Origin of the sequence: Streptomyces sp. NPDC058274 (assembly GCF_042881375.1) — a bacterium.
Taxonomy (GTDB): Bacteria; Actinomycetota; Actinomycetes; order Streptomycetales; family Streptomycetaceae; genus Streptomyces.
On record NZ_JBHVXW010000010.1, the window covers coordinates 136,341 to 153,451 of the forward strand.

A 17,111-nucleotide genomic window follows, 5' to 3' on the forward strand; every position below is an offset into this window, starting at 1 on the left:
GGACTGTCCGCTGCGGTGCGGCTGACCGACGTGGTGCGCCGAGAGCGCGGCTGCGAGCGCGGCTGCGTGACGGGGTGCGGTGGGAGTACGGCCGCGCGTGCGGCTACCCGACGCGGCGCAGCGCCAGTACGGCGTTGTGGCCGCCGAAGCCGAAGGAGTTGCTCAGCGCGAGGTCACCCAGGGCCGGCAGCGGCCGCGGGGTCTTCGTCACGACGTCCAGTCCCATGGCGTCGTCCTGCTCCTCGCAGCCGATGGTGGGCGGGATGATCCCGTGGTGCAGCGTGAGCACGGTGGCCACGGCCTCCACCCCGCCGGCGGCTCCCTGCAGATGCCCGAGGTGCCCCTTCAGCGCGGTGACCGGAACGGGCCCGTCCAGTACGGCTCGCAGCGCGCTCGCCTCGGCGAGGTCGCCGTCGATCGTGGCAGTGGCGTGGGCGTTGACGTGCACGACGTCGGCGATGCGGCCGCCCGCGTCCCGTACGGCCCGCCGCAGCGCGAGCGCGACCCCGCTGCCGGACGGATCCGGCGCGGCCATGTGGTGCGCGTCCGCGGACAGCCCCCAGCCGGCGGCCTCACAGTAGATCCGCGCGCCCCGCGCCCGGGCGTGCTCCTCCGACTCCAGCAGCAGGAAACCGGCGCCTTCCCCGTTCACGAACCCGTCCCGGTCCGCGGCGAAGGGCCGGGAGGGACTGCCCGACCCGAGGGGATGGTTCGACAGGGCCTTCATGGCGGCGAAGGAGGCCATGATCGCGGGCGTGACGACGGCCTCCGCACCGCCGGCGAGGGCGACGTCGACACGGCCGTACCGGATCCGGTCGATGGCCTGCCCGATGGCCTCGGTGCCCGAGGCGCAGGCGCTGGTCACGGTGCGCGCCTCGCCGGTGATGTGCAGCGCGAGGGACACCTGGGACGCGGCCTGCGAGGGCACGGTCATCGGCGTGGTGAGCGGCGAGACGCCCCGCGGCCCCTTCTCGCGCAGCCGCCGGTCGCCGCCGACGAGCACGGAGGCGTCACCGAGGATGGCACCGACACAGACCCCGACCCGCTCGGGATCCAGCCCGCTCTCGCGCGTACCCGCCTCGTCGAACCCGGCGTCCTGCCAGGCCTCGCGCGCGGCGAGCACCGCGAACTGGGCGGCCCGGTTCATCCGCCGGGCCTGCGGCCGCGGCAGCAGTTCCATGGGGTCCACCGGCACGGTCCCCGCCACCCGCACCGGCAGCTCCGCGAACTCCTCGCCCTCCAACTCCCGTATCCCGCACCGCCCCTCGAGGAGCCCTTCCCACAGCTCCCCGACGCCGGCACCGAGCGGGGTGAGGGCCCCGAGCCCGGTCACCACGACCCGCCGCGGCCCCCGCACCGAGGGCTCCGCGGCGGCCCGAGGCCGGTGCCGGACGACGTACTCGTGCCGGGCGTCCCCCGAGGCCCGGGCCCGCAGCTCCTCGTCGGAGACGGTCTGCTCGGCGAGGCCCGCCGGAGCCCGGTGCCAGGTCCCCCAGCGCCGGGCGTACGAGACCTCCGCGGCCTCCGGATCCACGACGCGCAGGACGGAGACCTGATCCCCGTCACGGAATTCCACCGTGCCGAGATCGTCGGAAACGATCTCGGGAATCCGGGCGATGTCCACCCGCCGGCAGGCAACGGTCACTTGTCGCGCCCGCCCCAGGACCTCGTCCCGGTCCGTCCCCCCGAGCGGCGGCCGCAAGGTGACCCGAATCAGCTCCGGCGTTTCGGGCACGGTGTGCATGACGACGTACCAGCGGTCTCCGGCGACGTCCTTTTCGGAGAGCGCGAGAAGATCACCGGGAATTACCTCGGCGGCGCTGACGGAATGGGGCTGGACGGGGGTTTCCGAGAAATGGCGCATGACGTGCTGCTCCATGTGGGGGAGGAAAGAGAGCGGAAATTGCAGTGTGCCTCGCGCGCGCAATACCCCGCTTACGTCTCCCGGTCCGCAAATAACCCAACTGGCCGCACCCCGAAGCCATTTCAGTGCCAAGCCGCACGACGCGTGTGCCGAATATCACGATCCGGGCATTTCGGATCTTTAACTCGGGCAAGTCGGTCAACCCGGGCAACTCGGGCTAGCTACTCGACGCCCGCGCGCCGGCTACTCGACGCCCGCGCGCCGGCTACTCGACGCCCGCTCGCCGGCCTCGATGCCCGCGTGCCTGCCTCCGCACTCGCCCACAACCCTCGGCGCCCGCAGGCCGTCGGGCTGGTCGCCCGGATCCGTCGGCACAAGTGGTCCCATATGGACCTGGACCGGGCCCCTGTGCTCGGGCCGGTCTCTCACATGGACCGGCGTTCTCAAGTGGCGCTGCGCCTCAGGTGAGTTCGAGAATGTGCCGGCGTACGGCTTCCGACACGGCTGCCGCCCGGTTGTCGACCTTGAGCTTGCGGTAGATGCGGACGAGGTGGGTCTTGACCGTGGCCTCGCTGAGAACCAGCGCTTCGGCGATGGCGCGGTTGCTGCGGCCCTCGGCCATCAGCCGGACGACCTCGATCTCGCGCCCGGTCAACTCATGGTCAGGGCTGACCACTTGGCCGACGAGAGCACCGATGACCTCCGGTGCCAGCCCCACGGAACCACTCGCCGCCGTGCGGACCGCCCGGAACAGCTCCTCGGGCGGCCCGGCTTTGGGCACGTAGCCGCGGGCGCCCGCCTCCAGCGCGCGGACGACATCGGCCCGTCCGGCGTAGCTGGTCAGCAGCACCACCGCCACCTCCGGCGCCGCGACGGCAAGCCGCCGGGTGGCCTCGACGCCGTCGATCCCGCCCCCCGACCCCCCGAACCGAAGGTCCATCAGCACGACATCGGGCATCAGGCCGGCGGTCAGACGGACGGCTTCCTCGCCGCTGCCGGCCTCGGCGATCACCTCGAGATCCGGTTCACCCTCCAGCAGAGCGCGCAGCCCGGCCCGTACCACTCCGTGATCGTCCGCGATCAGCACGCGCAGACGTACGGCGGTCATCCGGCGGTCACCTGGGTGACCTGCGCGGCGGCCCGAAGGCCGGCCCCCACCGAGACCGAGGCCCGGATGGTGGTGCCCTGCCCCGGGGAACTGCTGACCTCGAGATCACCGCCGTATTCGCGAAGTCGGGCCCGGGCAGCGGGCATACCGAAACCGCGGCCCGTCCGCGGGGCGGCGGCGAAGACCTCGGCCGGGTCGAAACCGATTCCGTCGTCGGACACTTCGAGGTCCACCTGGCCCGGCTGCCGGCGGAGCGTGACCAGTACGTTCACCGCACGGGAGTGTTCGCGGACGTTCGCCAGCGAGCTCTGCGCGACACGGAACAGGGCGCCGGCCGCGTGTTCGTCGAGGACGGGCCGGTGCTCGCCGACCGACCGGAACTGCACCCGGGCCGCGGTCCCGTCCCCCGGGAAACGGGCGCACAGCAGACGCAGCGCACTGTCCAGACCCGCCTCCGCGACATCGGCCGGGGTCAGGTCCCGGAGGATCCGCCGGGTCTCGGCGAGGTTGCCGTCCAGGCCCTCGGTCACGGCGCGGACGCGGGTCCGTGCCACCTCCGGCCGCTTCTCCCAGTCCCGTTCGGCGGCCTGCAACAGCATCAGACTGCCGGCGAGTTCCTGGGCCAGCGTGTCGTGCAGATCGCGGGCGATACGGGTCCGCTCCGCCAGAACGCCCGCCTGGCGTTGCTGCTTCGCGAGCACATCGCGCGTGTCCCGCAGCTCCTCGACCAGGCGCTGACGGGCCGCGGCATCGCGCTGCTGGGCCCGGTAGAGGGCGACGGTTCCCCAGACGGCCGCGACGGGGACCAGCACGGCCTCCAGGCCGGACCAGCCCTCGGAGCGGAGCAACGCCCCACCGAGTACGACGGTGATCGCGGCCACGGCCGCCGGCGCGGAGCGGCGACCGAGCACGCGCAGTGCCGCACAGGCCAGCGGGACGGAACACCACCCGTAGGCGGGCGTCAGCGGCGCCGGAGAGATGAAGACGAGGACGCCCCACAGCAGGAGCAGCGACGGGACCCAGGCCCCCCGGCCGAGCGGACCGAGCCGGTCGAGCAGCGCCAGTCCGGTCGCGTACACCAGAGCCAGCAGCGCGCTGACGGTCACCAGATACCAGCACAACGGGTGGTGGAGCCGCGCGAGTTGCGCGAGAGCGCCGCCGAGCACGAGGAAGAACACGACATGCGATACGTGTTCCAGCGAGAGCCTCTTGCCACGAACGGCCGGTTGAGCGCTGTCGGGCACGGCACATCCCTCCGGCGGACTCACCCGATCGGTCAGGCGCCTGAGTTTATCGGCCGTGTGTATGACTCGCGTGAAGAGCAGGGCTGTTGGTCCCCCCGGTCAGGTACGGGGACCAACAGCCCGGCAATCCGGAGCCGATTACCGGGCCCCGGGGTGCAGTCCCAGCCAACCCGCCGTGTCAGGGCCCGTCACCTCGCCGAAGTACAGGGCGAAGGTCTGCTTCCAGCGCTCGACCTCGGCGCGGTCCGACATGAACTGGCGGAAGCCGTCGATGTTCGCGTTCGGGTACTCCCAGAGGGGCTTCAGCCCCGCGGGAGGCGTCGCATCGGTGCGTACGGACCAGCCGTTGACGGTCGCCTGCCGGGAGAGCTGCCAGTTCAGATAGAGCTTGCCGGCGGTCGGGTTCTTGGCCTGCTTGAAGACCGCGGCCCGCGTGCCCCAGGACATGAAGGGGTGGCCGTCGGGCAGCACCCACGCCGTCGGAGACGTGGTGGAGGAGAGCGGGGTACCGCCCGTGCCGATCGCGACCGTGCGCTGACCGGCGGCGACCGCGTCCGCGGGCAGAGTGCCGCGCTGGAACTGGACGTCCTGTGCGGCGAGCGCGGCCACCCAGTCCCTGCCGTATTTCTCCACGTACAGCGTGAAGAGATAGAGGGACGCGTCGTCGTCGTGCGGGTAACGCGCCGCCAGCTTGCCCTTCCACTTCGGGTCGATGAGATCGAGCGGGGTCTTCGGTACGTCCGAACCGGCCTCGGCGATGTTGTAGATGAAGCTGAAGGCGACCGTCTGAATGGCGACCCAGGCGCCGTTCGCGTCCTTGAAACCGTCATGGACCTTCGAGAAACCGGCCGGCTTGTAGCGCAGCAGGCGCCCCAGCTCGTCCCACCGCGGGAAGTCCTGCAACGTCTGCATCTGTACGACGTCCGGGACCAGTGTGCCGGTCGCGAACTGGTTGTCGATGCGCACGTCATGGAACTTGCTGTAGTCGACGATCAGCGTCAGGTCGATGTCGGGGAACCGGCCGCGGAACGCCTCCCTGGTGGACTCCTGCTGCGCCTGGGTGTCCCCGCCGGCGTAGATGACAAGCTTGCCGCCCTCGGCCAGCGCGGCTTGATAGAGCTCGTCGAGCGTCCTGGTCTCCTCGGCACCGGCACCGGCACCGGCACCGGCACCGGCACCGGCACCGGCACCGGCACCGGCACCGGCACCGGCACCGGCACCGGCACCGGCACCGGCACCGGCGCTGGTCCCGGCCCCCGTCCCGGCACCGGGCGCGGACCGTGCGGCCGAGTCCGCGGCGGCGGGGGCCGCGGTGGCACCGAGCACGCCGAGACCGAGGGCGGAACCGGTGGCAAGTACATGTCGTCTGCTGAACAAGCGAGACACTCCGGGCACCTCTCTGAGGGAAAAGTTCAGATCACACAGACCACGGCGCCATGGTCATCCCTGATTCTGATCCCGCCAACAGACCCCGCGCGTCGCCCGTACGGAGCGGCCAACGCGCTGGAGATTGAAGTCCCGTTCAACCGAACGATGGAACGCGCCCGCGTCCAGGGGCGGGCCGGGCACGTTCAACTGGGGGAGGGGTTGGCCAGTCAGTCACGATCCCCGTCCCCGCCGTCGCGCAGTCGACGCCTTTCCTCTTCCGCCGCCAGGGGGCCAGAGAGATCAACCAATGCCGACCCGTACGACAGGCTCCGCCAAAATTCGCTTGGTTCGGCCTCCAGGGCCAATTGACGCACGAGGCGTTTATATATTCTGGCGGGGAGATGGTGGCGAAGTTGTTCACGGTCCACGTCGGATAGCACTCCGAGTACGAGGACTTCTGAGTCGCTGCCCAGTCGAATCCACTCCACATGGGCCGAAAACCCGTCATGCCGGAGATTGAAGTCGATATTCCTCGGCTGTGCCTGCATGAATCTTCCGATGCAACCCGAATGGTTGTGTCGGTAAAGAAGCATGGACCCGTTCTTTCCATCACCGCGGTCGGCCCAGTACGAGGAAATGACAAAAGAATCCAAATATCGACCCTCAAATTTCCATCTGCGGTCGAAATTTCTGGAGTAGACCCGCCACATGGTTCCGCTGACAGACCCCTTGCGATGCTTTACTTCAACCCACTCGATCGACCAGATCCGCCCCTCGTCGTCCGGATCATAAGTAACTTGGTACCAATGCCCGGCAAGGGTGCCGTTCCTCTCGCCGCTGGCTATGAAAAGGGCTCTGCATCCTTCCCACACGGTGCCACCGAGTAATGCCGTAAAAAGCCCCATGAGGATTTCCATAGGCGGTCCCCGTCTCGCGAGAGTTGATTGCCTCGGACTGCTTATTCGGTGGGCCATGGGTGCAACGGAGGCACACCAGCATCTCGCGTGATCAGTTTAAGGGGCAAGGTGCGGGAAGACGCAGGTCTGTATACCTAGATCAACGATCTTGTCACCGGGATGTTTTCGGCGTCTCACCGGACAGGTCGTTCGGGGATCCTCGGAAGAACCTTCTCGGCGATGTTGAAAAGCACGCTGTCGTCCGGGAGGGTTCCGGACGAGCTCCACACGGTGATGTCGCAGGAGCCGCCCCGGTCCTTGCGGTCGAGGGCCACGGACAGCGTCCTGGCCAGTGGGCCTTCCTCGACCGGTCCACCGGATCCGCCACTCCCGAGATCGATCTCGAGCCTCATGGTGTGATCCGAGGAGAAGACCGCGGGCCGACCGAGAACCGTAAGCGTCTTGATGTCCCGCTCGTCCCCGTACTTCATCAGCTTCACGTACTGGTCGGTCGTCAGCTCGTTGTAAGTGGCCGAGACGTTCACGGTGTACGTGTCGAACGTGACCTCGGCCTCCGGCTGGGCGACCTTCCCGTCAGTCAGAGGAGCGGTGTTGTTGGTGCTGGAAACAGTGGTCGCGGTCTCTCCCGGCGTTCCCAGGAGCTCGGCCAGGTCTGGCCGGTTGAGCGCCTGGCACAGCTCTTCACCGGTCACAGACCGGGGCGTGTCCTTGTAGGCCTTCGGAAGCTTCTCGTGCGCACTGTCCGAACACGAGGCGGGCTGCGGGGCGCTGTCGACGGACGGCATGAAGCGCGGGCCCAGCCACAGCGCGGCCGCGATGGCCCCGAACAAGGCCACGGCCGCGACGGCCTGGCTCCATGGGTTGTGCTCCTTCTCCGGCGTGCCCGGCCTGGGACGCGCCCCGGCCCCGGTCCCGACCTCGACCTGAGCCTGGGCCTGGGGCTGGGCTTGAAGCTCGACCTGGGGCTGGGCTTGGGCCTGAAGCTGGACCTGCGCCTGGGGCAGGGCGGCAGCATCGACTTCCGCCCCGTCTGCGGAGGAGGCTGTCGGGCTCGGGTTCCGGCGTGCGCGCAGGGCCCGGATCACCGTGTGGACGCGTATCGCGGTGAACACGAGGAACACCACGCCGAGACCGGCCGCGACCCGATCGTGGTCGCGGCCGGCGAGATACAGGATGCGTACGCCGAGAACAGCCCCGAGCGCGATGAGCAGGGGCTCGCGAACCCAGAACGGCAGGAGACGCAGGAGGAAACCGAGCATCCGGTGATCTCACCAGAACAAGATCACATCGGCCATGATGGAAGCCACAGTTCCGGTCACGTGCGACGGCTGCCGGACAGAGTCGCTGGTGTATGTCCGGGTCCGGTGTCGTGCCAGATCGGAACTGCCGACGGATCGTGGGTCCCTTGCGCGAGCGGCGTCTCCGTGGTTCTGCGGATCCGCGTCCGTGGCGCCCCCGCGTCGAGGTCGCGGCGTTCCCTGGAGGACGGGCGTTGAGGGGGCGCCGGGGCACCCCCTCGAACACCGCTGTAGGTCATCCTCGGCACATCGCGCTGCAGAAGGCCGACGGCTACGGGGTCACCAGGTTGAAGACCGGGTAGATCTTCGGCTCCACCTCTGGAGTACCGGCCTCACGCAGGATCGGCAGGAGGACTTCACCGAACCGCCGGAACGCCTCCTCGGACTCCCAGACGTCGACGACGATCCAGCCGTCGGGAGTGGGGGCAGCGGTGTGCGAGATGAGACCTGGTACGGGCCAGTCCGTGCTCTTCTCGACCAGGCCACGACCGCCGTTCACCTTGTCGGCGACTTGCTCGTACTGGGCCTGAGTCATTCCGGGCTGATCCAAGACCGCCATGATCGCCATGCTGGGCTCCCTCGCGCGCAGGTGTGCAGAGTCAGGCCCAGCCGACCATCCCGGCGAGCCGGTCGCACCTCCGGCTGCGCCGAACGGAGTGACGCTCGCAGCCGTGCCACGGCCCCGCGTGTTCGGGGCCGGCGAAGTTGTCGGGGGCGGGCTCGAAGGCTTGGCGTTCCTGGCCGGCGGCCGCGAGCTGCCTCCGGGCCGTGGCCGCGACGCTGCCTCCGGGCCGTCACCGCGACGCTGCTTCCGGCCGCCACGCTGCCTCCGGCTGCGTCGGGCATCGCAGGCGAACCGTGTTGCGGGCGCCTGGTGCCGCGTCGTCCAAGTCCGCGTTCATGAGGGCTTCAGGTGCTGGGTGAGTTGCTGGAAGGTGTTCCAGGTACGTGGGTCGGTTCCGTCGCCGAGCAGGTAGTGGAGGGCGGGTTGCGATGGAGGGCCCAGTCGGGTGGGGGAGAGGTTGTGCAGTGGGCGGAGGGCCTGGTCGGGGCCGATGTCCTGGACCGGTTCGGGGCCCAGCGTGAACGAGACCGGGATGGGCGGGGTCCCGAAGTGTGGGGGAATCGTCAGGTCGCGGTGGGCGGTCCGGAGCGAGGTGAGCATGCTGGTCAGGCCGTGCTCGGCGCAGAGAGCCGCGGCGAGGGGCTCGATGGTGTCGAGGGGCGGTGTCTCGTCCTTGCCGTAGCCGAGGGTGAGGGTGATGTCTTCCTCGACGCCGGCGGGGGTGCGGGTGACGCGGAGGGTGGCGATGGCCGGGCGGTCCGGGTGGCCGACGGCGATCAGCCAGGTCGGCCGGGGTGCGCGGGTGCGCGCGAGGTCGGTCAACTGGCGAGTCGACCAGGGGAGGTTGACGGGTTCGGCGGTGCTCCAGCCGGCGGGCGGGGCCCCGGTGAGATGCTGCCAGGCGGTTTCCAGGGCATGGCCCAGGACCAGGTCCGCGTCGGCGGGGTGCCGGGTGCGCAGGGAGAGGACGAGCTGACGTTCGCCGGTGGCGGGGGTGGCAGCCGTGAAGGCCTCGGCGACGGAGGCCGCGTCGTTCTCGTCGAGGACGGGGATGAAGGTTCCGCCCTTCCAGTGGAGTACGGCGCCGGACAGGCCGTCGTAGAAGCCGTGCTCCGGGTCCTGGATGACCCATCGGTTGGGGTGGCCGTGGAGGGCGGTGCGGGTGGGGAGGGTCAGGCGGGTGGTGGGCGGGGTGACGATCTGCAGGGCGCGGTCGGCGGCGGTCGCGTCGCGGAGGGCGTCGGTGAGCCAGCTGGTCATGGCGACGAGCGGGCGGTCCTGGATGACGACTGCTGCCTCGGCGGTGAGGACGTCCACCGCCGGGGCCGACGTGGTGGGGACAGGGACCGCCGAGACGTCGGTCGTGAGCGGGACGACATCGGTGGAGGCAGCTTCCGGGGGCCAGACCGCGCCGCCCAGGACGGTGGCGAGGCGTCCGGCGAAGGAGCCCGCCAGCCGGCCGCCCTCCGCGACGGCGGTGGAGGCGCGGGCCTCGGTCCACCAGAACGGCACGGGCACATCACTGCCGAGGAGACGAAAGGCCTCGCCCGGCACCTGTACGAGAACCGGCGCCTCGACGGAGACCAGGGGGCGGCCGTCGGGTGCGCAGAGCTGGATTACGGCGCCGTCGGCCAAGGTGTTCACGCCGAGGTCGGGGCCGCCGGCGTAGAGGCCCGCGAGGAGTGTGCGCAGGTCCGGCATCTTGGGGGTGAGGGCGATGACGTCCTTGGTCACGGAGCGGATCCCGGCTCTTCGTCTGCTGTGTCGGTCAGGGCGGTCTGGATGAGCTGGTGCCGGCGGCCGCGGCGGACGAGGGTGCCCCGGCCGGGCGGTTGTGCGGAGGCGTACAGACCCGGGAAGAGCTGGCCCTCGGCGCGGTCGCCGGTCATGAGCAGGGCGGTGGTGCCGGTCTCGCGCAGCGTGGTCAGCAGTGGTTCGTACAGGGCGCGGGAGGAACCGGCGGTGCGGCGGGCGATGACGAAGTGCAAGCCGATGTCCTGGGCCGAGGAGATGTACGGCAGGAACGGGGCCAGGGGCTGCTGGCCGGCGGCGGTGAGAATGTCGTAGTCGTCGACCAGGATCACGATCCGCGGTCCGGTGAACGAAGGCTCCGCGCCGACCGCGTCGGGGTCGGCCGTCTCCGGCAGGCGCTTCTCGAGTTCCGTGGCGATACCGGTGGACAGCGCGGCGGCCAGCTTCGCGTTGTGGGCGTAGCCCCCGCGGTACGGCTCCGGGACTACGCCGCGCAGCCCGCGCCGCGGGTCGAAGACGCCGAAGACCAGCTCCTCTTCGCCGTACCGGTCGACGAGTTGACGGGCTATCAGTTTGAGCAGGTTGGTCTTGCCGCACTCGGTGTCGCCCAGGATCAGCAGGTGCTGGTCGCTCCCGAAAAGGTCCAGGACAGCGGGAGCGAGCGCGTCCTGGTCCACGCCGATGGGGACCGTCCGGGGCTCGGCGGCCAGGGACGGGAGTTTGGCGGCGGGCAGGTGGGTGGGCAGCACCCGGACCGGGGCGGCGACGTCACCGTGCCAGCCGGCCCGGATCGTGCGGGCGGTCCGTTCGAGCGAGGCTGCGAGGTCACCCGTGCCGGGGCGGTGGTCGATACGGGGCAACGCGACCTGAGCGAACAGCTTTCCGTCGGTCAGGGCCCGTCCCGGCGTGTCGGGGGACAGCGTCTCGGACAGCTTGCGGTCGATGGACGAGTCGGCCGGGTCGTTGAGGCGCAGTTCGACACGGGTGCCGAACACGGACTGGGTTGCGATGCGGACGTCGTTCCAGCGCAGCATTCCGGCGACGACGTGGATGCCGTAACCGCCGCCGCGCTTGAGCAGGTCGGCCATGGCGTCGTCGAGTTCCGCGAACTCGTCGCGCAGCGCGCCGAATCCGTCGACGAGCAGCACGATGTCGGTCGAGCTGAGCTGAGGCAGCCGGCCCTGGGCGCGCAGGTGGCGCAGTTGGTCGACGGAGTCGATGCCGTGCGTGCGGAAGAGCTCCTCGCGTTCGCCGAGCATGCCGCGGACCTCGGCGACGGTGCGCGCGGCGCGCTCGTGGTCCGCCCTCCCCGCGATGCCTCCGACGTGCGGCAGTCCGGCGAGGGCGGACAGGCCGCCGCCGACCAGGTCGAGGCCGTAGACGGCGACGTCGTAGGGGGTGTGGGTGAGGGCAAGGGAGAGGGCGAGGGTACGCAGCAGGGTGGTCTTGCCGGACTGCGGGCCGCCGATGACCGCCGTGTGGCCGCCGGCGACGGTCAGGTCCAGCAGCCAGGGCTGTTGCCACTGCTTGGCCGGGTCGTCCAGGATGCCCAGCGGAACGCACATCGGGCCCTCGCGACGGGCGAGCCGGAGGCCTTCCGTGTCGGCTCGGAGAGGCCCGGCCGCGGTGTCGAGGGTGATGGTGTCCGGCAGCGGGGGCAGCCAGATCCGGCGCACCGGCGGGGCGGCGGTGGCGAGTTGGCCCACCATCACGGACATCACGGTCGGTCCGGTCTCGCGCTTCGTGGCCGCCGGCTCCTCGGCCGCGTCCCCCTGGGTCCCGTCGATCGTGTTGTACGTCGGGTAGGGCCAGGCGAGCGGCTCTTCGTCCTGCTGGTCGTGCGGGGCCGGGCCGCGGTAGGCGCCGGAGACGTAGCCCGCCTTGAAGCGCTCGTACGTGGAGGTGTCGACCTTCAGGTAGCCGAAGCCCGGCAGCGGTGGCAGGTGGAAGGCGTCGGTGGTGTCCAGCACGGTGCGCGACTCGTCGGCGGAGAAGGTGCGCAGCCCGAGCCGGTAGGAGAGGTAGGTGTCCAGGCCCTTGAGCTTGCCGCCTTCGATGCGCTGGCTGGACAGCAGCAGATGGACGCCGATGGAACGGCCGATGCGGCCGATGGACAGGAACAGGTCGATGAAATCCGGTTTGGCGGTGATCAGTTCGCCGAACTCGTCGATGACGACGAACAGGTGTGGCAGGGGTTCGAGGTCGGGACGACCGGTGGCGCGCAGGGCGGCGTAGTGGCCGGTGTCGGCGATGTTGCCCGCGTCCTTGAGTACCTGCTGGCGGCGCCTGACCTCGCCGGCGAGGCTGCTGTGGACGCGTTCGACGAGTCCGGCCTGGTTCTCCAGGTTCGTGATGACCCCGGCCACGTGCGGCAGTTCAGTGAAGGGGGCGAAGGTGGCGCCGCCCTTGTAGTCGACCAGGACGAGGGCCAGGTCCTCGGGGGAGTGGGTGGCGGTGAGTGCGAGGACGAGGGTGCGCAGCAGTTCGCTCTTGCCGGAGCCGGTCGCGCCCACACACAGCCCGTGCGGGCCCATGCCGAGCTCGGAGGATTCCTTCAGGTCCAGCAGCACCGGTTCATGACGATCCGTCAAGCCAATGGGTACGCGCAGGAATTCACGCTCGCTGCGCGGTGCCCACAGCCTTTCGAGGTCAAGTGCCGCAGGGTCCTCGATGCCCAGCAGGGCCGGGAAGTCCACCGGGCCGGAGACAGGGGCCCCCTCGGCCGCGGACTCGGCCGACAGCCTGAGCGGGGCCAGCAGGCGGGCGATTCCCTCCGCGCCCGCGACGCCGACCGCGTCCGACGTTCCGTGAGCGACAGGCTGCGCACGCAGCTCCTCTACGCTGATTCTTTCGCCGTCGACGGTGATGCGGACGCTCACCTGGTCCGGCTCGTGCACCTGCTGCTCCAACAGGTGCAGCACCGTGACGCCCATGTCGGACAGGCCAACTGCCGTGTCCGGTCGGGGCAGTTCGGCGGCTGTCCCGCCGTACGCATCGCTGACGACCAGCAGCCGGCCGGTCATCCGCAGCGCGCCCCGGTCCGACAGCCCGCGCCGCACCTCCGCGGCGTACGAGGCGCGCTGCCGCAGTTCATGACGGCACAGCGTGGCCAGCTGGGCCAGGCTCGGCGCGATCCGGCGGGCGGCGACCGGACCGTCGTGCCGGCTCGGATCGAGTACGTGGGGAAGCCACTTGGCCCACTCCCACTCGGCCAGCCGCTCGCCCGGTATGCCGAGGGCGACGGCTACGTCGTCCGGTGCGTGCGTGACCGCCGTCTGGACCAGCAGCGCACGGGCGACCCGCAGCACGCCATCGCGGTCCCCGACGACGCTGACGTTGCCGGCCCGGTCCAGCGGCACAGTGAGCGGGAAGTCCGTCGCGGTAGCGAATCGCTGCTGCAGGGCGCGGGCCTCGTTGAGCATGAACGGGTCCGGCGGGGTCAGCACCCCACCGGCACCGTTCTGCCCGACTGCCAGCTCCTGCACCGGTACGTCCCCCGTGCCCACCCGCACCCGCAGGAAGTCCGCATCCTGGCGGCGCCGCTCCCACAGCCGTGCCGGATCCCGCACCAGGTCGTACAGGGCTTCGGGCGGCGGATCGAGCAGCTGGGACTGTCGGCGCCACTCCCGCTCACCGGTGCCGAGCTCCTCGCGCAACTCCTCCAGATATTCGAGGTAGCGCTCGCGCTGGGTACGCCGGGTGCGCTGCGCCTTGCCTCGCTGTGACAGGAACAGCGCAACCGCGCCCAGCAGCGCGAAGACCAGCACGATCGCGCCGAGCGCCGCGAACTGGCTGTTGCGGATGACGGTCATCATCACGACCGAGCTGATGACGCCGGCCATCGGCAGCAGAGCGGTGGCCGCGTTGCCGGTCTTTCCTTCCGGCAGGTTCGGCGGCGGCTCGATGGTGCGCGGTGGGGTGGAGGCGAGGGGGCGGGTGGAGCGCGCGGGCCGGTGGACGAGGTGCTGGGTCACGGACGGGCCTTCTCTTGAACGGGTCCTGTAGCCGCGGCGGTTCGGGGCGTGATCACCTGGCTTGTGTTCATCGCACCCGCGCCGCGCGGTGCATCGCTTCCGCGGCCAGGCGAACGGCGGCATCGCGGGTGGCCCGGCCCAGCATGGCGGTGTGGATGGGGCCCCCTTGGGCCAGGTGCCGGTCATAGGGGAGCGGGACGACGATCACGCCTGTCTCCCGAAGGTGCGCGGCGGCCGTCTTCTCGTCGAGCGTGGTGTCGGGGGAGCTCGCGGACAGCGCCACCACGGTGTCGGCCAGGGCGGAATGCGGCAGCTGCGCCAGCCAGTCCAGCACCTGCCGGGTCCCGCTGACCCCCTCCGCGGTCATCGGGGCGACCACCACCCGGGCGTGCGCGGTGTCCATCGCCGTACGGGCCACCTCGCCCGGCAGGGTTTCGCAGTCCACCACCGTCACCGCGAAGTAGCGCCGCAGCGCCAGCGTGACCGTGCGATACGTGCGTACGTCCATGGGCGCGCCGACCCGGCCCTGGCTCGCGGGCAGCAGCCAGCCGCCATCTGTCACCGGGACCAAGTAGCCGGTGACGTCGGTGAGTTGCATCGCGGGGGTGAGTATCTGCGCGAGGTCGGCGCACGACCAGCGCACCGATTCCGCCCCCATGCGAACCGGCAACGTGCCGAGTGCCGCGTCTGCCTCCAACGTGAGCACCGGATCGTGGCGGTAGTGGTTGAACGTGCGGCCCAGCAGGGCGGAGACGGTCGACTTGCCCACCCCGCCCCGGATGGACGTCACCGCGATGACCCGTCCGGTGGTGACCGGCTGCTGCAACTCCCGTGCGATCCGCGTCCCTTCGGCGACATCCTGGGAGGCTGACGCGGCAAGCCCGCGGAGCGTGCGTCCGGTCCGGCGGGGCAGGGAATCGCCGTGCTGGGGGCGCCCCAGGGCGTGTGCCAGGCGGGGGTCGACGGTCGGTACGGATTCCGGGGTGTGCAGGGGGAGGCGGACGGTGCGAGGCGCTCGGACGGCGGGTTCCGACTGCGGCGCCGGGGTGGTGCGCCGAGGGCGATCCGGGCCGGCAGCGCCAGCTGCGTCAGCGGGCGGCTCCTGGGCGGAGTACGGCAGCCGGGGCGCTGTGGGCTCGGCCGAGGTGGAGACGGGTCTGGTCGCCTCGTCCGGCGTACCGTGCTGCCCCAACTGCCGCAGCACGTCCTGCTGCCAGTCCCCTCCCTGAGCCATGAGCTACCCCTACGCGAAGGTGCCGAGCAGACGCCCGTACACGCCGAACGCCCCGACGACGAGCGGGAACAGGGCGATGACTCCCAGCGACTCCAGCACATCGCCGAAGCGCCGCAGCCGCACCCGCACATGCTCGGCGGGCTGCACCGCCAGCACCAGCAGGGGCAGGACGGACAGCGTGACGAGCGCAGCCAGCGGTCCCGCGGCGCCGGAGTGCTCCTGCCACACCCCGACGAGCCGGACGGCGACCACGGCACCGGCCCCGAACAGCGCCACGACCTCGTGGACGAGCGGGAAGGCACGTGCGCGCAGCGCCAGAACGCCCGTGACAGCCACCGCGAGCAGCACGGTCCATGTCGAGGGAGCGCGCAGTACGAGAAGCCCCGCCGCCATGGCCGAGACCGCCAGGACGATCGTGGCGAGTGCCAGGCCACGATGAGTGGCGGTCAGGGCGGTGCTCACCTGATACCGGCTGACCGACGTGCCGCTGGATCGCCGGTCGTCCAGCCCGGACAGACCGGACGCCATGAGCGCGAGCCGCGGCAGCACACCCAGGGCGACAACCGAGACGACGCTCAGCAACGCACCCGCACGGGCCTGCTCCACCGGCGTACCGGCGCCCGACTGGAACGCCACCGCCACCTGCCAGCAGACGACACAGCCGGCCACTGCGGCGGCACCGACGAGCCCACCGCGGCCCAGTGCCGTGAACCAGCCCAACAGAAGCAGCGCCACCACGAGAGCGACCGCCACGGCGGCCAGCCGCACCGCGCCGGACCAGGCATGGGCGTCAGCCGCGGTCCATGCCCCGAGCGCACCAAGGGCCCCTCCGGTGACGAGGAGCGTGGTGGCCAGGCCTCGTTGCCCGGCCCGCCCGAAGAGCGCCCCGGCGAGTGCGGCCACCGCGGCAACGGTCGCCAGTACGCTTCCCACCGCCGACAGCGTGAACGCGCCACGCGCCAGGAACCCGGCCGCGACGGCCCATCCGACCGTCGCGACTCCCGCGACGACGCGGCGGGACGCGGGGCTCCACCGCCACGGACGTACATTCAGATCGTCAGCGGCCTCATCGGTGACGTCGTGCACCACGGGCGCCGTGGGGGCGTCCTCCAGCCGCACGAGGCGCAGGACGGCGCCGTCCGCAACCCCGGCCGATTCCAGCGTGCTGTCGTGCGCGAGCGCCGAACCCTCCGCAGTGACGAGATGCCGCAACTCGGGCCGGACGGACACCCGGTCGTCCAGCAGCCGCATCACTTCGGGCAGCAGCAGCCCAATGGGTTCCTGAGAGGGGAGGACGAGATCAACGCGTCGCCGCTCGCCGATCAGAGTGACCCGGCTCAAAGCCGTCCGGTTCGACGCCGTACGGCTCAGGGACCCCGCAGATATCACGCGTTCGAACCTATCATCGAGTCGTTCGGTCATCGGGTGGAGGACGCCGACGACGCCGAGAACGCCGAGGACGCAGACGCCGGTGTCGCCGGTGTCACCGAAGGCGCCGGTGTCGCCGAAGGCGCCGCGGAAGCCGAGGAAGAGGGCACAGGGCTGCCGTACGGGCTCTTCCCCATGACCCGGTGCGAAACGAACGACCAGCCCACACACCCCGCGCACAACACCGCCGCGACCACGATCCCGGCGAACACCTTCCCCAACCGCTCATCCACCGACCGCCGTTGCCGCTGCGTTCCGAACAACACGGCATCCCGCAGCCGCCGGCGCCGAACCGACACCGACTCCAGCAATTGGCTGTCGTAATCCTGGGCTGCCACAGGTATTTGCTGTCCGTTTCA

Annotated in this window: 12 protein-coding genes; all 12 read right to left on the reverse strand. The window is 70.7% G+C overall.

What is annotated here, in order from left to right:
* Positions 1-103 precede the first annotated feature (103 nt).
* Positions 104-1,879, reverse strand: coding sequence for a beta-ketoacyl-[acyl-carrier-protein] synthase family protein (locus ACFVYF_RS21335; RefSeq protein WP_389457478.1), 1,776 nt, complete (start codon positions 1,877-1,879; stop codon positions 104-106).
* 445 nt (positions 1,880-2,324) lie between these two features.
* A complete protein-coding gene (locus ACFVYF_RS21340; RefSeq protein WP_389457480.1) occupies positions 2,325-2,972 on the reverse strand; it encodes a response regulator transcription factor in 648 nt (215 codons plus the stop codon).
* Positions 2,969-4,216, reverse strand: coding sequence for a histidine kinase (locus ACFVYF_RS21345; RefSeq protein ID WP_389457481.1), 1,248 nt, complete (start codon positions 4,214-4,216; stop codon positions 2,969-2,971). Before ACFVYF_RS21345 ends, ACFVYF_RS21340 begins: the two co-directional genes overlap by 4 nt.
* Before the next feature lie 138 nt (positions 4,217-4,354).
* Entirely contained in the window at positions 4,355-5,602 is a 1,248-nt protein-coding gene (locus ACFVYF_RS21350) for an ABC transporter substrate-binding protein (RefSeq protein ID WP_389457483.1), read from the reverse strand.
* A 209-nt stretch (positions 5,603-5,811) separates the two neighbouring features.
* Positions 5,812-6,501 (reverse strand): hypothetical protein, encoded by a 690-nt coding sequence (locus ACFVYF_RS21355; RefSeq protein WP_389457485.1) that lies wholly within the window; start codon positions 6,499-6,501, stop codon positions 5,812-5,814.
* Between the two features lie 173 nt (positions 6,502-6,674).
* A complete protein-coding gene (locus ACFVYF_RS21360; protein ID WP_389457487.1) occupies positions 6,675-7,760 on the reverse strand; it encodes a DUF6215 domain-containing protein in 1,086 nt (361 codons plus the stop codon).
* A gap of 310 nt (positions 7,761-8,070) precedes the next feature.
* The gene (locus ACFVYF_RS21365; RefSeq protein WP_389457490.1) at positions 8,071-8,358 is read right to left on the reverse strand and encodes a hypothetical protein; all 288 of its coding nucleotides are present in this window, start codon (positions 8,356-8,358) and stop codon (positions 8,071-8,073) included.
* A gap of 339 nt (positions 8,359-8,697) precedes the next feature.
* Positions 8,698-10,098: a DUF6177 family protein gene (locus ACFVYF_RS21370; protein WP_389457492.1), complete on the reverse strand. Its 1,401-nt coding sequence runs from the start codon at positions 10,096-10,098 to the stop codon at positions 8,698-8,700.
* Positions 10,095-14,090 (reverse strand): type VII secretion protein EccCa, encoded by a 3,996-nt coding sequence (gene eccCa / locus ACFVYF_RS21375; RefSeq protein WP_389457494.1) that lies wholly within the window; start codon positions 14,088-14,090, stop codon positions 10,095-10,097. The genes ACFVYF_RS21370 and eccCa overlap by 4 nt, the downstream gene beginning before the upstream one ends.
* Before the next feature lie 67 nt (positions 14,091-14,157).
* Positions 14,158-15,324 (reverse strand): hypothetical protein, encoded by a 1,167-nt coding sequence (locus ACFVYF_RS21380; protein ID WP_389457496.1) that lies wholly within the window; start codon positions 15,322-15,324, stop codon positions 14,158-14,160.
* A gap of 9 nt (positions 15,325-15,333) precedes the next feature.
* Positions 15,334-16,713 (reverse strand): type VII secretion integral membrane protein EccD, encoded by a 1,380-nt coding sequence (gene eccD, locus ACFVYF_RS21385; protein ID WP_389457498.1) that lies wholly within the window; start codon positions 16,711-16,713, stop codon positions 15,334-15,336.
* A 29-nt stretch (positions 16,714-16,742) separates the two neighbouring features.
* A complete protein-coding gene (locus ACFVYF_RS21390; protein ID WP_389457499.1) occupies positions 16,743-17,090 on the reverse strand; it encodes a hypothetical protein in 348 nt (115 codons plus the stop codon).
* Positions 17,091-17,111 lie beyond the last annotated feature (21 nt).

What these genes read in the sequence shown, in the direction of transcription:
- ACFVYF_RS21380 (WP_389457496.1), bottom strand. Translation starts at nt 15,324, where the DNA reads ATGGCTCAGGGAGGGGACTGGCAGCAGGACGTGCTGCGGCAGTTGGGG.
- ACFVYF_RS21335 (WP_389457478.1), bottom strand. Translation starts at nt 1,879, where the DNA reads ATGGAGCAGCACGTCATGCGCCATTTCTCGGAAACCCCCGTCCAGCCC.
- ACFVYF_RS21355 (WP_389457485.1), bottom strand. Translation starts at nt 6,501, where the DNA reads ATGGAAATCCTCATGGGGCTTTTTACGGCATTACTCGGTGGCACCGTG.
- ACFVYF_RS21360 (WP_389457487.1), bottom strand. Translation starts at nt 7,760, where the DNA reads ATGCTCGGTTTCCTCCTGCGTCTCCTGCCGTTCTGGGTTCGCGAGCCC.
- ACFVYF_RS21365 (WP_389457490.1), bottom strand. Translation starts at nt 8,358, where the DNA reads ATGGCGGTCTTGGATCAGCCCGGAATGACTCAGGCCCAGTACGAGCAA.
- ACFVYF_RS21340 (WP_389457480.1), bottom strand. Translation starts at nt 2,972, where the DNA reads ATGACCGCCGTACGTCTGCGCGTGCTGATCGCGGACGATCACGGAGTG.